This is a genomic window from Microcoleus sp. PH2017_24_DOB_U_A (assembly GCF_020738205.1).
Taxonomy (GTDB): Bacteria; Cyanobacteriota; Cyanobacteriia; order Cyanobacteriales; family Microcoleaceae; genus Microcoleus.
In genome coordinates this window covers 40,952-63,345 of the sequence record NZ_JAEQCT010000015.1, presented here as the reverse complement: position 1 = coordinate 63,345, position 22,394 = coordinate 40,952, and the positions used below count along the sequence as shown (strand labels likewise).

The window sequence follows — 22,394 nt, the reverse complement described above, 5'->3', positions numbered from 1 at the left end:
CACACTAGCTAACCTGTATAATATTGAAGAATCATATTAAATCTCAAGCTTATTCAGGGATGATTTATCTGATTCAACAGTGTGCGACTCAAGAGCAAATTGAAGAAATGCTAGAAATCCTTGGCAGTTATATTAAACTGGCAGTGGATATCGAACGCCGAATTCTGACAGGTGGTGGAGAACTTCACGCCGATTGCGAAGCTTTGTTGCTGGAAAACGGGAGCAAGCAGGTAGATATTTGGGGAGCTGACTGGTATCCGCTGACGCAAGAAGTAGGTTATGAATCTCTAATCAATATTCGTCCGCGTCAGAACAATCGCTCAATGGAAATTCAAGACCCGGTTATTCGAGAACGGGTTGCTCAAATCGTTCAGCAGTTATTAGGAGGATTATGAGAGATTGGAATGCTTTAAAAGAACGCTATTTACGAGACGAACTACCGATTCGTTTAGGAAATTTAGCATCTAATTTGGCACGAATTAAATCTCGATGTCAAAATTCAGCTAATGGCGAACTGGTTGAAGGTTTGCTGCAAGAAAGTAAGATATTTATTGAGTGGACGGCTCTCGATGCAGAGGTAGAAATAGCCGCTGAGTTAGTTGAGCTACAAGTTCAGTTAGCTTGCTGGCAGTATTGTTGGGCAAGGATTTGGGAGGATGCGGAGCAACGAATGATGGTGGCCCAAGAAACAAAAATTTGGTCGGAGAAAGTGCTGAATATGTCCGGTTTGTTGGCTCTCAATTAGGTAGCGTGCGATCGCCCTTGTTTAAAAAGAATTTAGAAGGACGATCGCACTTGTGGGAAAAAATTAGCAGGGATCTCGCACTTTTTTGCTGTGGCGAGATCCCTACGGGATAGCTGCGCTTCACGCCCCTGTGTGCAATCAGCGCCCTGTGAAATGGTGGAAATCGATCGGATTGTCGGTGGAAAAAGAGGTTGGGGTGACACGAGGGTTAAGCGAAAATGTCGGAAAGGGCGATCGGCTACGCACTAAAGCGTCCAATCTTCGATTGACAATCCGGGAACTTGAGCAAAGTCTCGTTGGTTGCGGGTGACAACGGTAGCACCGACGGACAACGCAATGGCTGCAATCCGCATATCTTTTTGCAGGCGATTTTTCCGCAGAGGCGGATGATCTTTTAACAGTTTCTTGAGACAACTATCAGCTTCTGCTGTAAAATCCAGTACCTCAATAGTTTGGAGATATTTTACAGTTGTCCAAAGTTTTGAATAGAGTGTAGGTAGGTTATGCAGCATCGACGGATCGTTAATCCTGCCAATCCAGCCATTAAAGAGTTCTTGAACCGTGACAATCGTGACAGAAACTTGATGCTTTGCGACGTTAGCGGTGACTTGGGGATGATTGTAAAGAATCAGCGAAACGCAATCGGTATCCAGAATATATCGACACACTTTAAGCCGCCTCTACAAGTAATAGGAAGGATCGACTTCCGAGTCATCATCTGAGGTTCGTTCGGCGCGAATTGATTCCATAATTGCCGCAAAATCGGAATCGTCTTTAAAGACACCTGCAAACTTCATCCAGGTTGGTTCTGAACCCTGAATTGGCACGTTCCAGGAAATCGCTTCTATATTTTTGAGCCGTTCTAAAAAGGTAGCTTGAATTTGGGCGATCGCCATTTCTCGTGTTTCTGCTTTCACTCGACAGTCTGGAAACTCTCTGACAGATGCCACAACTTGCCCGGATGTCAGTGCTTCTAGCAGGAGCGTCACTTTGAGGTTTGTGAATGGATCAGATGGCGGTAAGTCTATGTTTATCATGTTAATTTTTGAAAGACTAATCATGAGCTTTACGTTTATTGTAGCGCATAGGGCGAGATCCCTTTTTCGCTGTGGCGAGATCCCTACGGGATAGCTACGCTTCACGCTAAGAGTCTGCAATCAGTGCCCTTTGAGATGGTGGAAATCGATCGTCGGATTGTCGGTGGAAAAAGAGGTTGGGGTGACGCGAGGGTTAAGGGAATATGTCGGAAAGGGCGATCGCTCTGGTTTGAAAAAATAAGAAGGGCGCTGGCTCGCAGCCCCAGCGCACAACAACAATCAGGCTATCTGAAATTACCATCATCATATATTTTACACTTTCCTACTTCAATTTTTCCCATATCAACAATGCCTCCCAGCTCAATTGTCTTACCTCTACGCCGCACGGGAAATCCTCAGAGATTATGGATTAGCAGACATCGACAACTACTCAGCATTGATTCAGCGCTACCAAGGCAATCTCCTCTGGTTAAAAAGCGTCGCGACTCTGATTCAAGAGTTGGGCGGATGCGTCACAGAGTTATTACCAGATGATACTATATTGTTACCCGAAGATTTGAAAGATGTTTTACAGCAGAAGTGCGATCGCCTATCCGAACTAGAAAAACAAGTCCTCTCCTGGTTGGCGAAAGCAAGCGATACAATAAACCTCACCCAATTGCTAGAAAATAGCCGAATTCCCCCATCAGATTTGGTAAATGCGCTGCAATCTTTATCCCGGCGTTGTTTGATTGAACAACAAGCAAATTTTTACACAATTTCACCTGTACTGAGGCAATATGCGATCGCCCAGAATCATCGCAGTAATATTTGACCGTCAAATTAACTTTGATGAATAGTCCCTATTTAGGTTATACTAAGGCAGGGCTACTGATTTTTATTCGGAGCATTGCGCCCATGGTCGTACAAGTTTCAGAACCAATAACAATTGTTAAAGAAGAACGCTTTACCTTACCCGGTTATTATACTTGGGAGCAATTTGAGGCGCTACAAACCTTAATAGAAAATGCCCCAGGCTTGCGAATAACTTATTTAGATGGGTGTGTGCAGTTTATGACGCTAGGCGAAGACCACGAACAGATAAAAAGTGTTCTGGCTATATTTATAGGACTTTACTTTTTTGAGAAAGGGATTAATTTCATTCCTGTAGGGAGTGCAACTCGCAGAAACCAGGCAAAAGATGTATCATTTGAACCTGATGAGTCTTATTATATAGGTTCAAGGAAAGAGCATCCCGATTTAGCCGTGGAAGTAACGATTTCTAGCGGTAGCACAAATAAACTAACTAAATATCTGCGACTTCGCATCCCAGAAGTTTGGTTTTGGGCAAATAATCAGTTGGCTATCTATCGGCTGCGCGACGATGATTACGAGCAAGTTTTAAGAAGTGAGTTTTTGCCGGAGTTGGATTTAGAATTGCTGGTACGGTGCGTTTTGATGCCTTCAATAATTGAGGCAAGAACGGAGTTTCTCAACGGGATTCAGCCGCAGTAATTCGGTTAATTAATAGGATTTACGCAACGGGCACCATTACTGAGGCAATATGCCACCATAAGACTCGGCGGTTGAAACCGTGGCTACTGTAAAAACGATCGCGATTGGGAAGCACTCGTTAACCGAATTCACATTTCGATTACAGTAGCATAATCTTTGCAAGGTAAACTGGTTCGTGTTGTGCGTCCTTCACATTCTTTCCCAATCTCAAATCTCAAATGGTATTAATTGCCCGCTTACACAAGTTTCTGACGGCGACTGTGGATGAAAAATCCCGATCGCGCACAATATTCTGGTTGATGCTGAGCTTGACATTTGCCGCAGTTTATGGTGTTTTAGGAATTGCTCAAGCTTTCAGCGCCGAGTATATGGTGCAAGACGATGCGAGACAGCACGTTTTCTGGATGATGCGGTTTGTCGATCGACAATTGTTCCCCAACGATTTCATTGCTAACTATTTTCAATCTGTCGCCCCCGCAGGATACAGCGCCCTCTACAAATTAGCAGCAACAATCGGCATTCACCCGCTATTTTTTCACAAAATATTGCCGCTATTTCTCGGCTTAATCTCCACCTATTACTGTTTTGGGCTTTGCTTGGAAATGCTGCCAGTGCCGCTGACTGGATTTATCGCATCTTTGCTGTTAAATCAGCATATGTGGATGACGGATGATTTGGCTTCCACAACGCCCAGAGCTTTTATCTATCCGATATTTCTCGGTTTTTTATATTATTTGTCGCGGAGTTCGTTGCTGCCCTGTTTGGGGGCGATCGCCCTAATTGGATTATTCTACCCTCCCTACGCCTTGGTTGCTGCTGGCGTGTTAGTTTTGCGGCTGGTAGCCTGGAAAAACGGCCGTTTGCGCTTGTCGGGCGATCGCACAAATTACCTATTTTGCAGTACCGGTTTGGGACTAATCTTTCTAGTAATGCTGCCCTATGCCTTGGATAAATCGGAATTTGGCCCGACTTATACCGCAGCAGAAGCAAAGCAAATGGGCGTATTTGCAGCCGACGGCAGAAATGCTTTTTTTCGTCCAAATCCGGTAGATTATTGGCTGACTGGTAGGGGTAGCGGGATGTTTCCCAAGTCGCTGTTTACGCCTGTAACTCACTGTGTGGGGCTGTTTTTGCCGCTGCTGTTGCTGTGGAGGCGATCGGCTTTTCCGTTAGCGAGTCGGATTAATAGCAAAATCTGGCTGTTGCTTCAGCTATTTTTAGCATCCTTGGCGATGTTTTTTGCCGCTCACGCTACCATTTTTAAGCTTTATCAGCCTGGACGCTATACTGCGTATAGCTTGAGGTTTATTGTTGTGTTTATAAGTGCGATCGCCCTGACGTTAATTATCGATGGCGTCGGTAACTGGGCATCAACAACCGAAACAAAATTTAAGTTAAAAAATCTAGTTGCACTAATTACAATGGTGATAATTGCGATCGCAGTTGTGCTTTATCCATGCTTAGTGGAAAAATTTCCCACAGTCGGGTATGTAGAAGGTAAAATGCCCGCTTTGTACAAATTTTTTCAGCAACAACCTCAAGATATTGTGATTGCTTCGATCGCCCCAGAAGCCGATAATCTGCCAACGTTTAGCCAGCGTTCGGTTTTGGTGGGAAAGGAATATGCAGTGCCGTATCAGAAAGGCTACTACAGCGGATTTCAGCAGCGAGCAAGCGATTTAATTCGCGCTCAATATACGGCTGATAAACCCGTATTGCTAAGCTTCATTAACAAGTATGGGATTGATTTTTGGATGCTCGATCGCAATGCCTTAACTCTTAAGTATGTAGAGGATTACGGCTGGATCGAAGACTTTGATTCTACACCGGAAGCTATACTTTCTCTCAAACAAGGGAAAGTTCCTATTTTAGCACAAACAATGACGAGTTGTGCGGTTTTTGAGAATCAACTTTTAGTAGTTTTGCAAACATCTTGCATTGCCAAATTAACCTCTTGAGTTGAAGCGGGCGGGCTCAGGGGCCTACCCCACAAGAAAACTAATTATTTGTGGAACAGGCCGGAAAGCCTGTTCTTGAGAACGGAGATGATATCAGTTATAATTCCCATATGGAGATAATGGTGCGGTTCAATGACACAAGTTCTCGATCGCGAAATTCTCGATGGGCGAGTGGTGCTCAATGGCACCTGGGAGCAATTCAAGTTAATCCAGAAGGGCTCCGAAGATTCCCCTGGGGTAAAATTGTCTTTTTTTGCAGGTGCGATCGAAATTATAATGCCGGGATTCCAACACGAAAATTTTTCGGAAATTATTGGTTACTTGGTGACAACTTTTTTGCTGGCGCAAGGCCTTAGGTTTTACCCTTCTGGTTCAATGACGCAGGAGAAAACGGGAGAAGTTTCAACCCAAGCTGATAAATCGTTTTGTTTGGGGCTACCTAAGTTGATTCCCGATTTGTCTATCGAGGTAGTTTATACTAGCGGTGGATTGAGCAAGTTGCCAAAATATCGGGCTTTGGGTGTGCCAGAAATCTGGTTTTGGGAGGATGGTACTTTGCGGTTGTATCACCTCCGCGAAGATGGATATGAAGAAGTAATTCAGAGTGAATTGTCAGGATTGGAAACCCTGGATATTGATTTGCTAAAACGCTGCATTTTGATGGGCGAAACTGATTTGGCTGAAGCGGTAAAGGTTTTTGGGCAGGGAATCTCGACTCGATCCGAATGAAAAAGCCTAATACCCAGGTACTCGACTTCTTCAAGAAGTCGGGTACCTGCTATTTCTGGTAACGAGAAATCAAGTATTTTGTAGGGGCAATCCCCCAGGGGTTGTCATCCCCTATGGCTGTCTTCCCAATCAAAGCTAAATATATATCCGCAGTCAAATTCGTACAGAATGAAAATTGCCTAAAAGTCGATCGCAAATTATCCATACAGCAAAAACATGGCAACACTTTACGTTAACCCCCAAACAGGCAGCGATTCCGCAGCCGGCAGCCAATCAGCCCCATTCAAAACGATCGCCCGCGCAATCAGTCGCGCTGCATCAGGAACAGTTATTCAGCTAACAGCGGGAACTTACAGCGCAGCCAGCGGCGAACAATTTCCCTTAGACATTCCCTCTGGAGTCAAAGTTATCGGTAATGAATCCAACAAAGGAAGCGGTACTCTAATTCAAGGAAGTGGCAAATTTGTCAGTCCCACCGCTGCGAGTCAAAATATCACTCTACTGCTAGCAACTGATGCGGAATTGCGGGGAGTAACTGTCACCAATCTAGATATTCGCGGTACCGGAGTCTGGATGGAGTCAACTTCTCCTACTGTGGCTAACTGCACTTTTACGCTTTGTAAGCGCGAAGGTGTTTTTGCCACAGGTACTGCTAATCCTGGGATTTTAGACAACATATTTGTGGAAAACTCAGCCGCTGGGGTAATTATGGCTGGAAGTGCTAAAGGCGTGTTGCGGCGCAATGTTTTTCAAAATACCGGTTTCGGTATTTCTCTGCAAGCTCAATCGGCTCCTTTGATTGTTGACAACCAAATTGTCGCCAATCGCTCCGGTATCGTTTTAACGGGGAGCTCTAAGCCGATTGTGCGGAAGAATCGCATTGAAAAAAATACCGAAGATGGTTTGACTGCGGTGGAAAAATCTCTGCCAGATCTTGGTACGGCTCAAGATTTAGGGGGAAATATTTTTGCCAACAATGGCGAATTTGATTTGCAAAATGCTACTGCGACTAAGATTTTTGCCCTGGGAAATCAGCTCAATCCTTCGCGAGTAAAAGGTTTATTTGAGTTGGGAAATGTGACGCCAACTCCAACTCCAACTCCGACTCCAACTCCGACTCCGACACCAACTCCGACACCTGGAGGTGTAAAGTTTAGCGATATCAGCACTCACTGGGCTAAGGATTTTATCGATCGCCTCGCTAAGATGAATATTATTAACGGGTTTCCCGACGGCACTTTTAAACCTGATGAGAGTTTAACTAGAGCTCAGTATGCGGCGTTGTTGGCGAGGGCGTTTCAGTTGGCGCCGCGCCGTGAGGCGACGGTTTTTAAGGATGTGGCGGCAGATTTTTGGGCCCAAAGTGCGATCGTCAAAGCGAATCGAGGCGGGTTTTTGGTTGGATATCCCGACAGCACGTTTCGCCCGGAACAGAATTTGACTAGAGCTCAGGCGATCGTATCATTGGTAAACGGCTTGCAGTTGGCGGGCGGCAATCCTAATTCTTTGAGCGTTTATGCCGATCGGGCTTTAATTCCCAGTTTTTCCACCGACTCCATCGCCACCGCCACAGAGCGCAAAATCGTAGTCAACTATCCCGCCCGCGACAAGCTTTCCCCCGCCCGCGACATCACGCGCGCCGAGATATCCGCCCTCGTCTACCAAACTCTGGTAGCCACAAACCGCGCAGAGCCCATTAACTCTCCCTACATCGTCTAAAGGTACGTAGTTGCGCTTGGGCGCTCTCTTTGGTACGTAGTTGCGCTTCAGCGCTCTTTGGGGATATCGGAAAAAACGAAGATAGCAAAACAGCGAATAGTGAAGGAGAGAGCCAGGGCTCAGGCAACTACGTACCTAAAAAATAGCCCCTCTCCTCCGATCCCCATCGGACAATCTCCGCAAGTCTTGCTTTCCGAGCGTCCAAATCGTTTTATGATAAAAATATTAAGAAATTCAGCAATCTTTAAGGTTCCACTCTCAGATTATGGCTAAAATTCAATTCTCCCGGGGTATAGACGAAGATACTGTACCCGAAGTCCGCCTAACTCGTTCTAAAAGCGGAGCTCAAGGCACTGCCACATTTATCTTTGAAAATCCGAAATCTCTCAGCAACGATAGTACCCAAGACATTACTGGAATGTACATGATCGACGAAGAAGGCGAACTTCTGACTCGCGAAGTTAAGGCTAAGTTCATCAATGGTCAACCTGCGGGTTTAGAAGCTCTTTATCTGATGAAAAGTGCCGCTGACTGGGAACGCTTTATGCGTTTCATGGAACGCTACTCGGAAGCAAACGGCTTAGGATTTAGCAAGGCATAATAGATAGTTAATAATTGGTAGTTGGTAATTGGTAATTGGCCGATAGCCGATTGCTGGTTGCCGATTACTTACGACAAGAAACAATGACGCAAATTCCTCACCCCGATTTATCTAAAATAACCGTAAATTGCGCTATCATGACTGTTAGCGATACGCGCTCTGCTGACACAGACAATAGCGGTTTGTTAACGAAAAAATTGCTAAAAGATGCAGGTCACTCTGTGGTAGCTTACACTGTTGTTAAAGATGATGCTGCAAAAATTGTATTGCAAATGCAGGCGCTTGCCCAGCGCGAAGATGTGGATGCGATAGTTTTGAGTGGCGGGACGGGTATTTCTCCACGAGATACTACCTACGATGTGATGGAGAGTTTGCTCGACAGGATTTTACCTGGATTTGGCGAGATATTTCGGTTTTTGAGCTATCAAGAAATTGGTTCTAGGGCGATCGCATCTCGCGCTGTTGCAGGCGTGTATCAAGGCAAGTTAGTCTTTTCTCTTCCTGGATCTAGTAATGGCGTGAAACTAGCTGTGGAAAAGCTAATTTTACCAGAGTTAGTTCACTTGGTCAAGCAGTTGAGGGGTGGATGAGGGCGGAAGTTGCTTTTTTCACTGAGGGGAGAGATTGGCGGTCGATCGAGCTTTACAGTCGATCGACCGCTTTGTTGTAAGTTAAGAGCGATCGGCTACACTTCGATTTTATAATTGAGTTGATGTTCGTCACCCGGTAAGCCTCGAAAACCCCAATTGTGTTTCGGATTCTCAAAAATCGTGATTTCTAAATCCTGTGTGGAAATTCCAAACGGCTGTAATCGCTCAAACAATAAACGCATCAACTGCTTTTTCATTTCGACACTGCGTCCTTCAATCATGCTCACCTCAATGATAGTGTAACGTTCTGTGCGCGCTGTAGGATAAAAGAAATCAGAGGAGTCGAACAGAAAGAATCGATGTGAACGTTTATCCGGTGGATATTGGAGTGCATCTACGACACAGGAATTAATGACATCAGAGAGTTGGGGCTTAATGGGATGGAGATGCTCTCTCAAGCCGGATATTTTGACCTGTACCATAATTCTATGTATGACAACAACTCTCTATTAAAACCTAATTGCCGCGCTTGAATTTGTCAAGATCACATAAATTTAAGGGTGCCAATAAGTTGGTAGTGAGGACTTCAGTCCTCATAGTTTTATGTTTTCTGAGGACTGAAGTCCTCACTACCAACCTGGATCTGACATCATGCTATGAAAATCCCAGCAACCTTGTCTCCATTCATAGTCATGCGTGCCACAAATTCATCTCCACCATCTGCAAAACTCAGCTTCCACAAATAAATCTGAAAACCATCTTGTGTCAACTCACCAAAATAACTAATTGAATATCCGTTTTGCAGGCGGGAACCGAGTTCATCGCTAACATTATCGAACATTTCTTGTGCAATTCCCGTTTTGTAGTCTGCATCGCCCACCGTGGTAAACAGCTCGTAATTTTTTGAGGCTGTGGCATCCAAAATAACCTGCAAACAATCAATGACCTTTTGAGGGGGGGCTGTCGGGTTCATGATGATATCCTTTTTTTAGGTTTCTCTCAACACGATCTAACTAAGACTGCTGTCTAAGTATTAATTCTACCACATTTGCGATCGCATCCAGTTTTAGAGCCTCATTGACCGCAACATTTTTGACATTAAAATACAGTAGGGACACAGCACTGCCGTGTCCTACCCAAGCATCTCAAATACAGTCAACTAAAAACCGCTATATTGCTTGAGCAACAATAGTCCGATGTCTGAGAGTATTGCAAGTGATTGTCGGCACCGCAAAACCCGAATCAACCAAAGCCTGCTCAATATCCAACCCAAAATACTGATCCAAATAAGGCTCCGTACTCTTGAGCAAAGTCAAAATATAAGGAGGCATTTTGGCATAAACTACCGACTGAGGATTCATATCCATAATTGTCAAATGTCCGCCAGAGCGCAGCAAACGCCTCGCTTCCCGAAATACTTCCTTACTTGCTTTTTGTGGCAGTTCGTGACAAACTAAACAAATAGAAACTAAATCAAAAGAAGCCGCAGGTAAACCAGTAGATTCAGCAGCAGCGTGCACCCAAATTGGAGATTTTTGATTAGAAAATTCCGCTTCTCGCTGTTGTGAACGGTATTGAGCAACCGACAAAAAATAAGGCGACAAATCCACCCCAGTCATCTTTGCTTCCGGGTAAACATCCCCAAGCGCAAACGTACTCATTCCCACACTGCATCCCAAATCGACAATATCTTGCGGTGTTTGGGAAATTTGAGCTTTGACGATTTCGTGATAGCTAGCGCGGAGTTTAGCATCGCCTTCTGCACCCGCTTCTGGCCAAATTCCCGCATGAACTGCACGGGCTGCAACTTCAACTTCTGTGGCAGCTTCCCAACTCATATTACCTTTTTCGTAAGCGTGGAATGAAGTTAGATAATATTTCGGGTAAACCAAATCGGGATTTTCTACGCTGAGCAATTCTGCATCCCAATTTCGGGACAAAAGTGTTTGCGCTTCTTCTCGCCAATGCACTCCGATTTTTTCGGCTCTGTTTATCATCATTTCCCGCGCTTGGTGCTTGGCTAGAGCGGCCAAAGGCTTGATGGAGAGTACGCCATTTACTAAACGCGATGCTAATCCCGGAGTTTTGTTAACTGCAACAGTCATATTTTATTGTTTTCGATTTAGCGCTATCGATTTTAACACACTTGGGTCATTTTTACTTATTTGATATAAGGAAACTTTACAAGGTTCGTAGTGAGGACTTTAGTCCTTTCTTGGATGCGGACTCGCATTCCTCACTACAAGCCAATCTGTCCTTTCTTGGATGCGGACTAAAGTCCTGACTACGAACCAATCTGACTATTAGCATTAGATCTCAGATGAGATGGCCGGGAAATCTGGAATCGGATTTGTCGAAGTTGGAGTATTTGGAAGAACACTATCAAATATGGTTATTTAGGAGTTTGTTGTGAGCAAGTCAATTGTGGAATTGGTTGATAATTTGCCGGATTCTGGGATTACTGTGATGATGCTCAAATCCCTGGATTTTGTGGTTCCGGGAGAATGGAATAATTTATCTGGTTTTGATAATACTATTCGATCGCTCACAGGGGAAACCGATCGCGCTTTAGTGGAAAAAATTCGCGCCCGGGCGATCGAGCTTTACGCCAACTCCAACGAACCCTATCAAGGCGCAGTCAAGCTTTACCAGCTTGCAGACAGCGCTGACAGTGCCTTAGGAGCGACTGCTATGGCGAATAAAATCGGCGAAAAAATCGGCTTTCTGTCGTTTATGAGCCGCCTGACTCCCAAGGCTGACACCACTCAAACGATCGACTTATGCGTCAAAGTGGCGATCGAACTCATCGTCTTCTGCAAACTCAACAAAATTTCCCTTGACAACGTGGGAAGCTTTGCCAATTACTTATCAGAATACAAAAGCGAATCTCTAATGCGGATGGCTGCATTAGTATGCGCTGATGGCTTAATTCCCCTCGGCCCGGACTTTATCAAAGTAGCGCAAAATACCCTAAGCAGCTTAAATCCTGGAACCTTGCAGCAAAACTCAACCTTTCAAAACATCAGCAACCTAATTCCCGGCGCCAACAATGCCCAAAAATTCGGATTCGTGACAGCAACCTTCGCCTCAGCCCAAGGTTGGATGAACAATTTAGTGGTATCTCGCGGCTTAACTCCCGCCACAGTTTTAGGCAATCTCAAGCAATACGTCGATGTTACCGATGACAAATTGGATTATGTCGCCGCGTTTTTGGACATGACTACCAATTATTACGAGCATACCGGAATTCAGACGGTTGCTCGCCAATTGATCGATCGCGCTTACGCCGAAACATTATCCGCCCGGATTTCATTCAGTTGACAGTTGACAGTTGACAGTTGACAGTTGACAGCAACCTCTACCTGGAAGTCCGAGGATTGGAGCAATGAATCGTCTGATTTTAATTTCTCCCTAAAACGGAGACGCTTTCAATCAATTATTTCTGGTAATCTCGTGAGATTAATCAAATGCGAGGAGCTATTTCAGGCACCTCGCATCTTTCCAGGATTGCTTATTATCCGTCTTATAAAAATAGCTGGACAGGCAAGATGCCTATCTCACATTTTTGTTGTGGGATGGGCATCTTGCCCGTCCCCAAAATTAGAGCAACGCACTAGCCAATCAAATTAAAAATTCAAGCAAAAACAACAGTGCGATTGCCATAAACCAAAACACGATTTTGTAAATGATATCGAACCGCCCTTGCCAAAACAATCCGTTCTAAATCTTTACCTTTCCGAACCAAGTCCGACACTTCATCGCGGTGACTCACCCGCACAACATCTTGCTCAATAATCGGGCCAGCATCTAAATCGGGCGTCACATAATGGGCAGTGGCACCAATAATTTTCACTCCTCTTTCATAAGCCCTTTCGTAGGGATTTGCCCCCACAAACGCGGGTAAAAATGAATGGTGAATATTAATCACATTGGGGAATTTGCTCATAAAATCTTGACTCAAAATCTGCATATATTTTGCTAAGACTACTAAATCAATGTTATATTTTTTGAGAGTATCTAACTGTTGTGCTTCTTGAATAGCCTTGTTCTCTTTATTAATGGGAATATACTCAAAATCGATACCATATTGTTCGGCAATGGGCTTTAACTTTTCATGGTTACTGATAATCAGGGGGATTTTCCCAGGCATTTCTTTAGAGCGTTCTCGCCAAATCAAATCTAACAAGCAATGATCTTGGCGGCTTACCCAAAGCGCAATCCGTCGAACTTCCTCAGAGAAATGTAATTGCCAATTTGCTTGTAAATCCTTGGCAAGTTCACTAAAAGCATCTGTCATGTCTTCAATGCTTAAGTCAAAACCGTCTAATTGCCATTCGAGACGACTTAAAAATAATCCTGCGGTAAAATCAGTATGGTGATCCGCGTGGATAATATTGCCATTATGGGAAGCGATAAAATTAGCAAGTAAGGCGACAAGCCCTTTGCGATCGGGACAGGAAATCAAAAGAGTTGCAGTAGGGCTAGTCATGATCTAATGGCAAGGGTATTAATTTTTAATTGATTATATCAGGTCGGTCGTCCTATGGAGCATCTCAGTTTTACTTTTGTAGTGCTGTCGCGAGCTGGTGACAGCTTGCACTGTAAAAAATGATTTTTGTTAAAATGAGATGTTTCCGGTTTGATGTCTGATATTTAATTGCCAGTGAGCTCCAGGTAAGCATCGCGAATTAAATAATTTACACATATTTGTGGGATGGGCGTCCCGCCCGTCTAGAAAGGACGGGCGGGACGCCCATCTCACAAGAACAATAAAAACTGTAAGTTATTTAATTTTCATTCGTTAGTATCAACTTTCTACGCGACTGCGGCACTATCCGGCAGGGGTTTAAACCCCTGCTTCATACATAGCGAAAGTCGGTTTCAACGGACTGATTTTAAACATAAATTAAGGAGAGTAAGAGCGCAATTTCATAAAATAGTGGCTGTTAATTTGTGAGGTGTTTTAATACTACCAGTCCGTTAAAACGGACTTTAGCTAAAAGCCCCGTGGGTTTAAACCCCTGGCGGGCTTTCATAAGGACGAACTAACTGACTTTTAGGTAAATAGAAATATTCAAGTTTGCACCGAAAACTCCTCCGGTTCAATTCCCCAGTTTACCCAACGAATTGCTTCTTGTGCAGAGGTCACATTTGGAGGAACTCGCAGCGCATGAACAAACCCCGTACTCGGACAGGTCATTTTTAACAAAAAAACTGGTAATGGCATCCCATCGGCGTCGAAATCGTCCTCAAAATCCATTTTTAACAGGGTATATTCCTGCCAAGTGTCTAACTCTGTGGCTGCTAGTTCTTGACAAATACGATCGCACCCGATGCCCTGAATTAAGGCTCGCCGAACCTCTGCGTTGTGCTCCTTCAACAGCCATTTAGACTGCCACTCGCGGGGTTGCAGGCGGCCGTACCATTCGGGTAAAATCACGCCGTGATAGGCGTAAATCGCCAAACCGTCGGCAAATTGTACGGCGGGTGCTGCTTCCGGCGTGCAAGCGGTGGTTGCTATCTGCCGAAAGTGCGATCGGCTTTTCGCACACTACACAAACTTTGTCATAGGGAAAAATCCAGCCGCAAGTCTTGACAAGCGATTGAAAAATTGTCCAGATATTGCCGTAGGAGTGCGCGCAATTCAACACAGAAATGCAAAAATCTAACAAACTCCCGCCACTAGCCCACAATTCCGGTTGAATGCAATTATCTAGTTGTTTGTTGAGATGGGTGTAGTGCAAATACCGGGCCCGCTGTCCCCTTAAATCGATCGGCAATTTGCTCGCTATTTCCATCGCTAAATGATCGCGCAGGGGACTCCACAGTTGGCTTTGCAGTTGGGTGTAAAGTTCATTTTCGAGTTGATTTTGCAGTTGACGTTTTAGCTGGTTTTCTAGTTGTCCGCGCAGACAAGTCAGCAGTTGTTTTTCAAGTTCGCTGCGAAGTTTGCTCTCTAATTGGCTCCGCAGGTGACTCCTGGGCTTGTCTGCGTGGCTGGCGATGATGTTAGCGGCTTGGTAGGGACGATCGCAAAAAATGATTTCCGGTGCTGGTTTGCCGATCGCCCTGTAAGCTAATGTAATAGTTTCCGCAGCTTGAGAGCGATCGATCGGGCCAGTCGAAAGTGCGATCGCCTTCCACTTGTCGCGATAAACTCGAATCAGAGCCTCTTGTGCTGGCGTGAGTTTTTTAACCTTAGTCTGCGACATACCTCCAGCCTTGGGGTTCGTATTCGCGCTGAATCCGCACCATCCAATTACCTTCAGGAATTGCGATCGCTTTGTGCTCTTCGTGACTCAATAAAGCTGTCGGCGAAAGCACTCGCAAGTACAGGGTGCCGTCTTTTTCGTACAGTTCAGCTTGCCCCTCAATAATCTGGTGAGAATGTCCGGTGACTTCACCTTCGGCGAGGGTGAGATGAGGTTTTTTGTCACCTTGGATTTGCGGTACGGGGGTGAGAATTACGTCGCCTTGTCGGATTGGTTGCATAGGTTTTTATTAATTTTGTTTGCTGGTTTTGGTAAGTCGATCGGGCTTTTCTACCGTAATTATATACTACATTGGTAATACAGGAACGTCAATGGCGATCGATCGACCATATTCCATAACTGTTTGCTGTACTGACAGGGGTTAGGTTCGAGGGTGAAAGTGCGATCGACAATAGAAATGCTATAATTGATGCCAGTTTCGAGAAAGTCGCCTGGGTGGGGGCGGGTTTATAGATATTGTCGGTGTGAATGAAAGATTGTTGGTGAAACCCGCCCCTACATGAATTACGGTTAATTTACAATGAGCCAAGTAGATTATACTGCAATGGGCGATCGAGAATTGAAGCGTTATTTCCTGAAAAATCGCGGGGATAAAGCAGCACTGCAAGCTTACTTAGACAGGCGGAAAGAGCGATCGAATTCAATCATCACGAAAGTGGGAGATCCGGATTTCGATACTAAGATTGAGGCAGCCATTCGCCAGCAAATGAAAGAATATAAAGATTAGTCTTCAGTCCCTCGCTCGCTCGGACATTGTTTGTATAGATGCGGTTTCAACCGCCGACTCTTATCAACGAGGTTTCTAACTTCCCCAAAACTTCAAGTTTGCACCGAAAACTCCTCATAATCGACATCCCAATTCACCCAACGAATTGCTTCCCTTGCAGATTGTATATCGGGCGGAACTCGCAAAGCATGAATGAATCCGGTGCTCGGACAAGTCATTTTTAACAAATAAATTGGCTCTTTTTCATCGGTATCGAAGCCATCAATATCAGCATCGATTCTTAGCAGCGTGTATTCTTGCCAAGTATCTAAATCTGTTGCTTGCAATTCTTGGCAAATTCGATCGTAACCAATTCCTTGAATTAACACTCGCCTGAGTTCGGCATTTTCTTCTTCTAAAATCCAGGTAGCTTCCCATTGATTGGGGTGAATTTGTCCGTATTTTTCGGGCAAAGTTACGCCGTGGTAGGAGTAGAGTTTGTAACCGTCGCTAAATGCGATCGCGCTTTCCCCTTCTGCGTGGAGGCGGTACTCGCTGTCGAGGGAGAGTTTGGTTGGGCGATCGCACACATAGCAGACATTCTCAAACGTCAAAATCCAGCCACATTCTACTAAAATCTGTTTGAGGCATTCCAAAGCTTTTTGTGCCTCTGGCTTCAAAACAATGCCCAAGGCAGAAACACAAAATTCAGCAACAGTGACAGCATCAACGGCATATCTCGGATTAACTATCGACATTAAGTGGTTCTTATAGTTAGAAAAATCTGCTCTTAATTGTTGTTTAAGCTGTTCCTCCCATCTAAGAAAATATGAAGAAGATAGCTGCTGGAATTCTGTTGTGAATGTCAAAGGTAATAGTGGATCTTTTACTTGTTTTTTAAGTCGATCGATCAAATCATTATTATTAGATTTTTTCAACATGGGTAATTGTACTAATGCAGAGTGAGGGCCACTGCAAAAAGTGATTTCAGGGGCTTCTACACCGAGGAGTTCGTAGCCAGCTTTAAGGGCGGCTGCGGCTTTGCGGTAAGAGATGGGTTCCGTAGAGTGGGCAAGAGTTCCCCACGAATTCTCATAGGCTTCTATGAGAGCCTTCTGTTCAGGTGTAAAGTTTACATACAAAGAAGTCAAATTAGTCAGAGATTGCAGCAGTATGATGTCTGATATTCGATTGGAGTCCAGATTCAGATAAGTCAAATTTTTCAGAGATTGTAGCGATGTGATGTCTGATATTTGATTGCCCATCAGATCGAGATGAGCCAAATGAGTCAGAGATTGCAGGAGTGTGATGTCTGATATTTGATTGTAGCTCAGATTCAACTCAGTCAAATGAGTCAGAGATTGCAGTGGTGTGATGTCTGATATTTGATTGTTGTCCAGATTCAACTCAGTCAAATGAGTCAGAGATTGCAGTGGTGTGATGTCTGATATTTGATTGCGGTACAAATACAGCCTAGTCAAATTAGTCAGAGATTGCAGTGGCGTAAGGTCTGATATTTGATTGTTGCACATAGACAGCTTAGTCAAATTAGTCAGAAATTGCAGTGGCGTAAGGTCTGATATTTGATTGTTGTCCAGATTCAGCTTAGTCACATTAGTCAGAGATTGCAGTGGCGTAAGGTCTGATATTTGATTGTTGCCCAGCGATAGCTTCTTCTTTTTCCTACTTGACAGTATGCGGTTCGCTTCATTAATATCAGAAGTCCCAGCATAATTTAACAACATTTCAACAGTATGTCTGGCTTCGGGAGAAAGGCTTTTTTTGTGCAAGCACCAATCGGCAAAGCTGCTGAATTCTGCGGGATTGGGCTGTGGTTCTGACATGGCAATAAGATTTTAAATTTTTTACGAAAATAAGAATTTTTTGTCAACTTTTCCTCTAAAGCCCAGAAATCCCGCGCCGAAACTCCTTAACCGCTTCAATCCTAGAAGCCATCAGCAAGCACCGAGATAACAAGTTAATATCTAAGTCTGGCAGAACTTCGCTTTGGGCAATTTTTTCATAACCGTGCGATCGCAAATGATACAGACCAAATAATCCATCCTCCCAAAACCAAACTTCGGGGACTCCCAAGGCTTGGTAGCGATTCAATTTGCTCTCTCCCCCACTGGTAAATACTACTTCGATGGCAAGATCGGGGGTTTTACCTGTTGATTTTCCAATTAAAAAAGATTCATCAGCTTGTACTGAGACTTCCTGTCCTTTCTCTTGAGTAAAGCTACCCAAAGGGTTAAACTCGATGTCTTTTTCCACAAAGTAGTCCATCAGCAGACCTGCGATCGTCCTGCTGAATGATTCGTGTTCTTGGGAAACTGCCAAAATTTCTACCTCGCCTTTGAAATAAAACAGTCTGATACCGGGGGAGTCGGAGAATCCCTGTTCGATTAGTTTGAATTGTTGCCAATCAATCCCGGAGTGAGTTAACCGTTGGTCTTTGGGCTTATCTAATATTAGTGTCATGGCGCGACCTCCTTTAACTATTATATTATCCTAGAAATGCGGCAACTGAAACCCGATCGCGCCCAGCAGCTTTCGCGCGATACAGCGACTCATCGGCGATCGCAATTAACGTCGCAGGCTGCGACATCGGCGCCGGAATGCAGCAAGCCACACCCAAACTCAGCGTGACATATTCGCTGACACCAGACTGCGCGTGAGGTATCTGCAAACCCCGCACCTGTTGAGCGATCCTTTCAGCAACGCAAGCCGCACCTTCAATATCCGTATTCGGCAAAACTACCGCAAATTCTTCTCCACCGTAACGCGCAACTAAATCAGCCGATCGCTTTACCGAACACTGGAGAACCTGCGCCACTTGCCGCAAACACTCATCCCCCGGTTGGTGGCCGTAAGTGTCGTTGTAAAGTTTGAAGTAATCGATATCGCACATAATCAAAGACAGCGGCGCTTCTTCCCTCGCCAAACGCCGCCATTCCGCATCCATATAATCATTAAAAAAGCGGCGGTTTCTTACCTCAGTCAAACTGTCGTAAGTTGCCAAATACTGCAAGGCTCGATTCACTGTTTCTAACTGCCGTTTCTGCTGCTGCAACTGGCGGTTGAGCACCGTCAACTGCTGTTCGGCTGCGTGGGTTCTCAGCAAGTTTCTAACCCTCGCCAACAGTTCCCTCTCGTCAAAAGGTTTGGAAATATAATCGTCAGCACCAGCATCCAAACTTTCGATCCGAGCTTCCATGCCCGATCGCGCTGTCAAAAAGATTACTGGAGTCGAACTCAACTCCGGCGTATTCCGAATCTCTTTGAGCAAATCCAGTCCGTTTTGTCGGGGCATGATTTGGTCGCTCAAAATCAAATTCGGCTGCAAACTTTTGGCTTTTTCCAAACCTTCAACCCCGTCCATCGCCACCGCAACTCGATAGTACGGACTCAATAAAGTTTGGAGGTAAGCCAGCAGAGAATAGTTGTCTTCTACTACCAGCAACAGCGGTAACTCTCGGCTGTCAGGCGTTAATTGTCCCCCATTATTTTTGTCGTCACAACTGTTAGAGTCCGGCAGCGGGGCGATCGCCCCAACATTTCCCTCGTCTGAGCAGCCAAATTCACTCATCCCTGCCAATTGGACGATCGCGCTTACCAACAGATTCGCCTCCACCGGCTTCGACAAATGCCTCTGAAACCCCGCAGAGAGGGCCGATGCCGAATCCTCCTCACGGACGCCTCCCGTCAGGGCCACCGCCGGCAGCAGTTCCCTTTGCTCGGACATTTCCATGGCTCTGATGCGGCGGATCAAATCGGAGCCGTCTGTTTCCGACACCGCCATATCGCTTACCAACACGTCGGGCCGCGACTGTTGCAACTGCGCCATCGCTTCGCAAGCGCTACTCACCGCTGTTACCTTGGCTCCAAATGCTTCGAGGGCACTTTTGAGAAATTCCCGAATCTCGGCGCTGGTTTCCACCACCAGCACTTGCTTTCCGGCTAGGGGTTTGGGAACCGATTCCGCGTGGTTTTCGGTGCGGCCGATCGCGCTTTTGCGATCGTCGCGCGAATTGTTGCTGTGCGCTACGGGTAGCAGCACCCCAAACGTCGTCCCCATACCCAGGCCGGGACTGGAAGCCCAAACAGTTCCCCCGTGCAATTCCACCAAATGCCGCACAATTGAGAGCCCCAACCCGAGCCGATTTTGTTCCTTCGACTGGAAGCTATCTCCGGGGCGGAAGTAGTCAAAGATGTGCGGCACAAATTTGGGTTCAATCCCGCAACCGCTGTCGCTGACCCGAATCAAGGTACCCGACTCTGTAGGCTCGATCCGCACTTCAACTGGGTCTGGTGTCGATTCTGGGGTGAATTTGATGGCGTTGGCCAGGAGGTTCCAGACTATTTGCTGCAAGCGCTCTACATCGGCCACAACGTAGCTGACGCCCGGGTAGAACTGTGTTTCTACGCGGAGGTTTTTGGCCTCGGCGGCGGGGCGGACGGTCTCAATAGCCGATTCTATGACAGATGGGAGGTGAACCCGAGCCAGGTTCAGGCGGACTTTCCCCCGCAGCAGCCGACTCAAATCGAGGAGATTGTCTATTTGGCGGTTTTGCAATTTGGCGTTGCGCTCGATGATTTCCAAAGCGCGGTTGGTGGTAGCTTCGTTTAACTTGCGCGATCGAGCTAGCTGCACCCATCCCAAAATCGCGCTCAGGGGCGATCGCAGTTCGTGTCCCGCAATGCCCAAAAAATCGTCTTTGGCGCGGTTGACTGCGGCTTGGGCTGCTTCTACGGCTTTGCGATCGGTGATGTCAAATCCGATCGCCAAATACTGACAGGGTTTCCCGTTAAAGTCCAAAAGCGGAACTACTGCTGCATACACCCAATAATCGCTGCCATTCTTGGCTTGGTTCTTCATTTCTCCTTGCCAAACTTCATTTTTGGCAACTGTTGACAGCAGATTTTTGATTAATTCCGAAGACTTATATTCCGAATGGAGGATGCAAAAATGGCTGCCTATTAGTTCAATACGCGAATAGTTAGAGATGCTGCACAGTCGATCGCTGACATAATTGATAATTCCTCGGGCGTCGGTTCTCACCGCCAGTGCCGATTGGTCGATCGCTACTTTAAAATCTAAACCTTCTTGCAGCGACGAATCTAGTTCTTTTATCGTAGAAATTTGACTGAGGCGATCGCGCCGCTCCTGGCTCCGCTCTTGAATTTCCATTGCTTCTATTGTCCCCTGATGACTGACACCTAATCTACTCGCATCCTGATTAATTATCACTGTTTTTTCCGCACCGGCAGGTGTAATATTTTGTATATTTTTATTTTCATGAATGCTCGGCAAACAGCACATCCACTCAGGAGTCATACCATTTGAGATTCGAGATTTTAGATGAGGAATGAACAAGAACTATCGGGGTTGGGGATAGCTGCCTACAGTGGCACTATTTTGGAAAACTGGAGTCACCTGAAATTTTATTTGAAGTTTAGACTAAAATTGGTCAATCTGAAGACAGATTTTCTCAGATCTGCCCGCTGGGCCGCTGGCTGCAAAAACCCAACTTTTTTCTGAAAATTACCATGCCGCATCTGGCACAAAATCTCTGCCCCAGGCTTTCGACTCTCCCGCATTCTGCCTCAACTCCACATCCCAGATATATTTGCAGGGCTTGACAGTTCCCAAATAATTGGCTGGGAAATGGCTAACAAAGTCTGTGTTTTGCGATCGTCAGCAACTTCAGTTAAATTATTTTCTCCTACCTCTTGACAGGTCTGTAAATGTTTTGTATTATAAAATGTAATACGACATTTAACCAAAGAGCAGCCCAACTGCATTAACGCACTCAACCATTAAAAGTTTGAGGAAAAGTTTCTGTGAATTTATCTATGAATTTAGACTTAGTACGCGAGCAATTTGAACAAAGAGCATTTGATTATGACGGTTTAATTCCCCGCCTCATTCCGCAGTATCGCGAGCAACACGAAATAATATTGCAATTAATTGATTTTGAAACCCATGCCAACATAAAAGTTCTAGATTTAGGTGCGGGAACTGGCATACTGTCTGCAATGATTTTGCAAGCATTTCCTCAAGCAAAAGTCACAGCCTTCGACATGGCGGAAAATATGCTAAAAGTTTGTCAAACTAACTTATCCGCTTTCCAAGAACGCCTGACATTGCAGCAGGGAAACTTCGCCGAAGATGATTTCGGCAGCGGCTACGATTTAGTAGTTTCAGGGTTGGCAATCCACCACCTCGACGGCGAACAAAAAAAACAGCTATTTCACAAACTTTTTCACTCAATGAATGCCGGGGGAATCTTGCTAATCCGAGATATTGTCACAGGTGCTACCCCAAAGCTAACCGAGCAATACGAACATTTGTGGCGGCAGTACATAAAAGCTAATGGAGAAGACGATGCAGCGTGTTTTAACAGCTATCTAAAAGAAGATATTCCTTCCTCTGTGGAAGAGCAAACAAAGTGGCTAGCAGCAGCGGGTTTTGCAGACGCAGCTTGCCACTGGCGCCATCTCAATTTTGCTATTTTTGGCGGAATTGTCCCAAGGTAGAAG

Annotated in this window: 24 protein-coding genes; 12 read left to right on the top strand and 12 right to left on the bottom strand. The window is 45.3% G+C overall.

The window, feature by feature from the left end; genetic code table 11:
- The first annotated feature begins 23 nt into the window (after positions 1 to 23).
- Positions 24 to 395: a DUF5674 family protein gene (locus JGK07_RS00540; protein ID WP_293270146.1), complete on the top strand. Its 372-nt coding sequence runs from the start codon at positions 24 to 26 to the stop codon at positions 393 to 395.
- Positions 392 to 745, top strand: a complete 354-nt coding sequence (locus JGK07_RS00535; protein ID WP_293176215.1) for a hypothetical protein — start codon at positions 392 to 394, stop codon at positions 743 to 745. Before JGK07_RS00540 ends, JGK07_RS00535 begins: the two co-directional genes overlap by 4 nt.
- A 245-nt stretch (positions 746 to 990) precedes the next feature.
- Here the strand turns inward: JGK07_RS00535 and JGK07_RS00530 are convergent, their stop codons facing one another.
- Positions 991 to 1,413, bottom strand: coding sequence for a type II toxin-antitoxin system VapC family toxin (locus tag JGK07_RS00530; protein WP_293176213.1), 423 nt, complete (start codon positions 1,411 to 1,413; stop codon positions 991 to 993).
- Positions 1,414 to 1,425: 12 nt separating this feature from the next.
- A complete protein-coding gene (locus JGK07_RS00525; RefSeq protein ID WP_293176211.1) occupies positions 1,426 to 1,782 on the bottom strand; it encodes a hypothetical protein in 357 nt (118 codons plus the stop codon).
- A 364-nt stretch (positions 1,783 to 2,146) separates the two neighbouring features.
- Between JGK07_RS00525 and JGK07_RS00520 the strand changes: the two genes are divergently transcribed.
- From JGK07_RS00520 to JGK07_RS00490, 7 genes are all read left to right on the top strand, one after another.
- On the top strand, positions 2,147 to 2,596 hold the full coding sequence (locus tag JGK07_RS00520) for a hypothetical protein (RefSeq protein ID WP_293176209.1): 450 nt from the start codon (positions 2,147 to 2,149) through the stop codon (positions 2,594 to 2,596).
- Positions 2,597 to 2,679: 83 nt separating this feature from the next.
- Complete coding sequence (locus tag JGK07_RS00515) at positions 2,680 to 3,276, top strand: Uma2 family endonuclease (protein WP_293176207.1); 597 nt, start codon at positions 2,680 to 2,682, stop codon at positions 3,274 to 3,276.
- Positions 3,277 to 3,494: 218 nt separating this feature from the next.
- Complete coding sequence (locus JGK07_RS00510) at positions 3,495 to 5,234, top strand: hypothetical protein (RefSeq protein WP_293241311.1); 1,740 nt, start codon at positions 3,495 to 3,497, stop codon at positions 5,232 to 5,234.
- 132 nt (positions 5,235 to 5,366) lie between these two features.
- Positions 5,367 to 5,963, top strand: a complete 597-nt coding sequence (locus tag JGK07_RS00505) for a Uma2 family endonuclease (protein WP_293205634.1) — start codon at positions 5,367 to 5,369, stop codon at positions 5,961 to 5,963.
- 216 nt (positions 5,964 to 6,179) lie between these two features.
- The gene (locus JGK07_RS00500; RefSeq protein WP_293241313.1) at positions 6,180 to 7,682 is read left to right on the top strand and encodes a DUF1565 domain-containing protein; all 1,503 of its coding nucleotides are present in this window, start codon (positions 6,180 to 6,182) and stop codon (positions 7,680 to 7,682) included.
- 265 nt (positions 7,683 to 7,947) lie between these two features.
- Positions 7,948 to 8,283, top strand: a complete 336-nt coding sequence (gene psb28 / locus JGK07_RS00495; protein WP_293149588.1) for a photosystem II reaction center protein Psb28 — start codon at positions 7,948 to 7,950, stop codon at positions 8,281 to 8,283.
- An 83-nt stretch (positions 8,284 to 8,366) separates the two neighbouring features.
- A complete protein-coding gene (locus tag JGK07_RS00490) occupies positions 8,367 to 8,873 on the top strand; it encodes a MogA/MoaB family molybdenum cofactor biosynthesis protein (RefSeq protein WP_293149586.1) in 507 nt (168 codons plus the stop codon).
- A 95-nt stretch (positions 8,874 to 8,968) separates the two neighbouring features.
- Here the strand turns inward: JGK07_RS00490 and JGK07_RS00485 are convergent, their stop codons facing one another.
- From JGK07_RS00485 to JGK07_RS00475, 3 genes are all read right to left on the bottom strand, one after another.
- A complete protein-coding gene (locus tag JGK07_RS00485; protein ID WP_293176199.1) occupies positions 8,969 to 9,355 on the bottom strand; it encodes a tautomerase family protein in 387 nt (128 codons plus the stop codon).
- 167 nt (positions 9,356 to 9,522) lie between these two features.
- On the bottom strand, positions 9,523 to 9,846 hold the full coding sequence (locus JGK07_RS00480) for a hypothetical protein (RefSeq protein ID WP_293176197.1): 324 nt from the start codon (positions 9,844 to 9,846) through the stop codon (positions 9,523 to 9,525).
- A 196-nt stretch (positions 9,847 to 10,042) separates the two neighbouring features.
- Positions 10,043 to 10,978: a class I SAM-dependent methyltransferase gene (locus JGK07_RS00475; RefSeq protein WP_293241315.1), complete on the bottom strand. Its 936-nt coding sequence runs from the start codon at positions 10,976 to 10,978 to the stop codon at positions 10,043 to 10,045.
- A gap of 304 nt (positions 10,979 to 11,282) precedes the next feature.
- On the opposite strand from JGK07_RS00475, the gene JGK07_RS00470 reads away from it, so the two are divergent.
- The gene (locus tag JGK07_RS00470) at positions 11,283 to 12,194 is read left to right on the top strand and encodes a hypothetical protein (RefSeq protein WP_293176193.1); all 912 of its coding nucleotides are present in this window, start codon (positions 11,283 to 11,285) and stop codon (positions 12,192 to 12,194) included.
- A 313-nt stretch (positions 12,195 to 12,507) separates the two neighbouring features.
- On the opposite strand, the gene purU is transcribed toward JGK07_RS00470, so the two are convergent.
- The 4 genes from purU to JGK07_RS00455 all read right to left on the bottom strand — a co-directional run bounded on the left by purU (position 12,508) and on the right by JGK07_RS00455 (position 15,365).
- Positions 12,508 to 13,362, bottom strand: a complete 855-nt coding sequence (gene purU, locus JGK07_RS00465) for a formyltetrahydrofolate deformylase (RefSeq protein ID WP_293176191.1) — start codon at positions 13,360 to 13,362, stop codon at positions 12,508 to 12,510.
- Between the two features lie 585 nt (positions 13,363 to 13,947).
- Positions 13,948 to 14,313, bottom strand: coding sequence for a DUF6745 domain-containing protein (locus JGK07_RS33085; protein WP_325315088.1), 366 nt, complete (start codon positions 14,311 to 14,313; stop codon positions 13,948 to 13,950).
- On the bottom strand, positions 14,261 to 15,085 hold the full coding sequence (locus tag JGK07_RS00460) for a DUF6745 domain-containing protein (protein WP_366034381.1): 825 nt from the start codon (positions 15,083 to 15,085) through the stop codon (positions 14,261 to 14,263). Before JGK07_RS00460 ends, JGK07_RS33085 begins: the two co-directional genes overlap by 53 nt.
- On the bottom strand, positions 15,072 to 15,365 hold the full coding sequence (locus JGK07_RS00455) for a hypothetical protein (protein ID WP_293176189.1): 294 nt from the start codon (positions 15,363 to 15,365) through the stop codon (positions 15,072 to 15,074). The genes JGK07_RS00460 and JGK07_RS00455 overlap by 14 nt, the downstream gene beginning before the upstream one ends.
- A gap of 300 nt (positions 15,366 to 15,665) precedes the next feature.
- Between JGK07_RS00455 and JGK07_RS00450 the strand changes: the two genes are divergently transcribed.
- Complete coding sequence (locus JGK07_RS00450) at positions 15,666 to 15,872, top strand: hypothetical protein (protein WP_293176187.1); 207 nt, start codon at positions 15,666 to 15,668, stop codon at positions 15,870 to 15,872.
- A 92-nt stretch (positions 15,873 to 15,964) separates the two neighbouring features.
- Here JGK07_RS00450 and JGK07_RS00445 read toward each other — a convergent pair whose 3' ends face one another.
- Genes JGK07_RS00445 through JGK07_RS00435 form a run of 3 tightly spaced genes read right to left on the bottom strand, consistent with a single transcriptional unit; the run spans position 15,965 to position 21,189 of the window.
- On the bottom strand, positions 15,965 to 17,695 hold the full coding sequence (locus JGK07_RS00445; protein WP_293241317.1) for a leucine-rich repeat domain-containing protein: 1,731 nt from the start codon (positions 17,693 to 17,695) through the stop codon (positions 15,965 to 15,967).
- Positions 17,696 to 17,750: 55 nt separating this feature from the next.
- The gene (locus tag JGK07_RS00440) at positions 17,751 to 18,332 is read right to left on the bottom strand and encodes a Uma2 family endonuclease (RefSeq protein ID WP_293241319.1); all 582 of its coding nucleotides are present in this window, start codon (positions 18,330 to 18,332) and stop codon (positions 17,751 to 17,753) included.
- 25 nt (positions 18,333 to 18,357) lie between these two features.
- Positions 18,358 to 21,189: a diguanylate cyclase gene (locus tag JGK07_RS00435; RefSeq protein ID WP_293241321.1), complete on the bottom strand. Its 2,832-nt coding sequence runs from the start codon at positions 21,187 to 21,189 to the stop codon at positions 18,358 to 18,360.
- Positions 21,190 to 21,707: 518 nt separating this feature from the next.
- Between JGK07_RS00435 and JGK07_RS00430 the strand changes: the two genes are divergently transcribed.
- Positions 21,708 to 22,391 (top strand): trans-aconitate 2-methyltransferase, encoded by a 684-nt coding sequence (locus JGK07_RS00430; RefSeq protein WP_293223779.1) that lies wholly within the window; start codon positions 21,708 to 21,710, stop codon positions 22,389 to 22,391.
- Positions 22,392 to 22,394 lie beyond the last annotated feature (3 nt).

Bases quoted from the DNA above. Each gene is read 5' to 3' on its own strand.
- JGK07_RS00535 (WP_293176215.1), top strand. From the start codon at position 392: ATGAGAGATTGGAATGCTTTAAAAGAACGCTATTTACGAGACGAACTA.
- JGK07_RS00525 (WP_293176211.1), bottom strand. From the start codon at position 1,782: ATGATAAACATAGACTTACCGCCATCTGATCCATTCACAAACCTCAAA.
- JGK07_RS00515 (WP_293176207.1), top strand. From the start codon at position 2,680: ATGGTCGTACAAGTTTCAGAACCAATAACAATTGTTAAAGAAGAACGC.
- JGK07_RS00510 (WP_293241311.1), top strand. From the start codon at position 3,495: ATGGTATTAATTGCCCGCTTACACAAGTTTCTGACGGCGACTGTGGAT.
- JGK07_RS00505 (WP_293205634.1), top strand. From the start codon at position 5,367: ATGACACAAGTTCTCGATCGCGAAATTCTCGATGGGCGAGTGGTGCTC.
- JGK07_RS00500 (WP_293241313.1), top strand. From the start codon at position 6,180: ATGGCAACACTTTACGTTAACCCCCAAACAGGCAGCGATTCCGCAGCC.
- psb28 (WP_293149588.1), top strand. From the start codon at position 7,948: ATGGCTAAAATTCAATTCTCCCGGGGTATAGACGAAGATACTGTACCC.
- JGK07_RS00490 (WP_293149586.1), top strand. From the start codon at position 8,367: ATGACGCAAATTCCTCACCCCGATTTATCTAAAATAACCGTAAATTGC.
- JGK07_RS00485 (WP_293176199.1), bottom strand. From the start codon at position 9,355: ATGGTACAGGTCAAAATATCCGGCTTGAGAGAGCATCTCCATCCCATT.
- JGK07_RS00480 (WP_293176197.1), bottom strand. From the start codon at position 9,846: ATGAACCCGACAGCCCCCCCTCAAAAGGTCATTGATTGTTTGCAGGTT.
- JGK07_RS00475 (WP_293241315.1), bottom strand. From the start codon at position 10,978: ATGACTGTTGCAGTTAACAAAACTCCGGGATTAGCATCGCGTTTAGTA.
- purU (WP_293176191.1), bottom strand. From the start codon at position 13,362: ATGACTAGCCCTACTGCAACTCTTTTGATTTCCTGTCCCGATCGCAAA.
- JGK07_RS00460 (WP_366034381.1), bottom strand. From the start codon at position 15,085: ATGTCGCAGACTAAGGTTAAAAAACTCACGCCAGCACAAGAGGCTCTG.
- JGK07_RS00455 (WP_293176189.1), bottom strand. From the start codon at position 15,365: ATGCAACCAATCCGACAAGGCGACGTAATTCTCACCCCCGTACCGCAA.
- JGK07_RS00450 (WP_293176187.1), top strand. From the start codon at position 15,666: ATGAGCCAAGTAGATTATACTGCAATGGGCGATCGAGAATTGAAGCGT.
- JGK07_RS00445 (WP_293241317.1), bottom strand. From the start codon at position 17,695: ATGTCAGAACCACAGCCCAATCCCGCAGAATTCAGCAGCTTTGCCGAT.
- JGK07_RS00440 (WP_293241319.1), bottom strand. From the start codon at position 18,332: ATGACACTAATATTAGATAAGCCCAAAGACCAACGGTTAACTCACTCC.
- JGK07_RS00435 (WP_293241321.1), bottom strand. From the start codon at position 21,189: ATGACTCCTGAGTGGATGTGCTGTTTGCCGAGCATTCATGAAAATAAA.
- JGK07_RS00430 (WP_293223779.1), top strand. From the start codon at position 21,708: ATGAATTTAGACTTAGTACGCGAGCAATTTGAACAAAGAGCATTTGAT.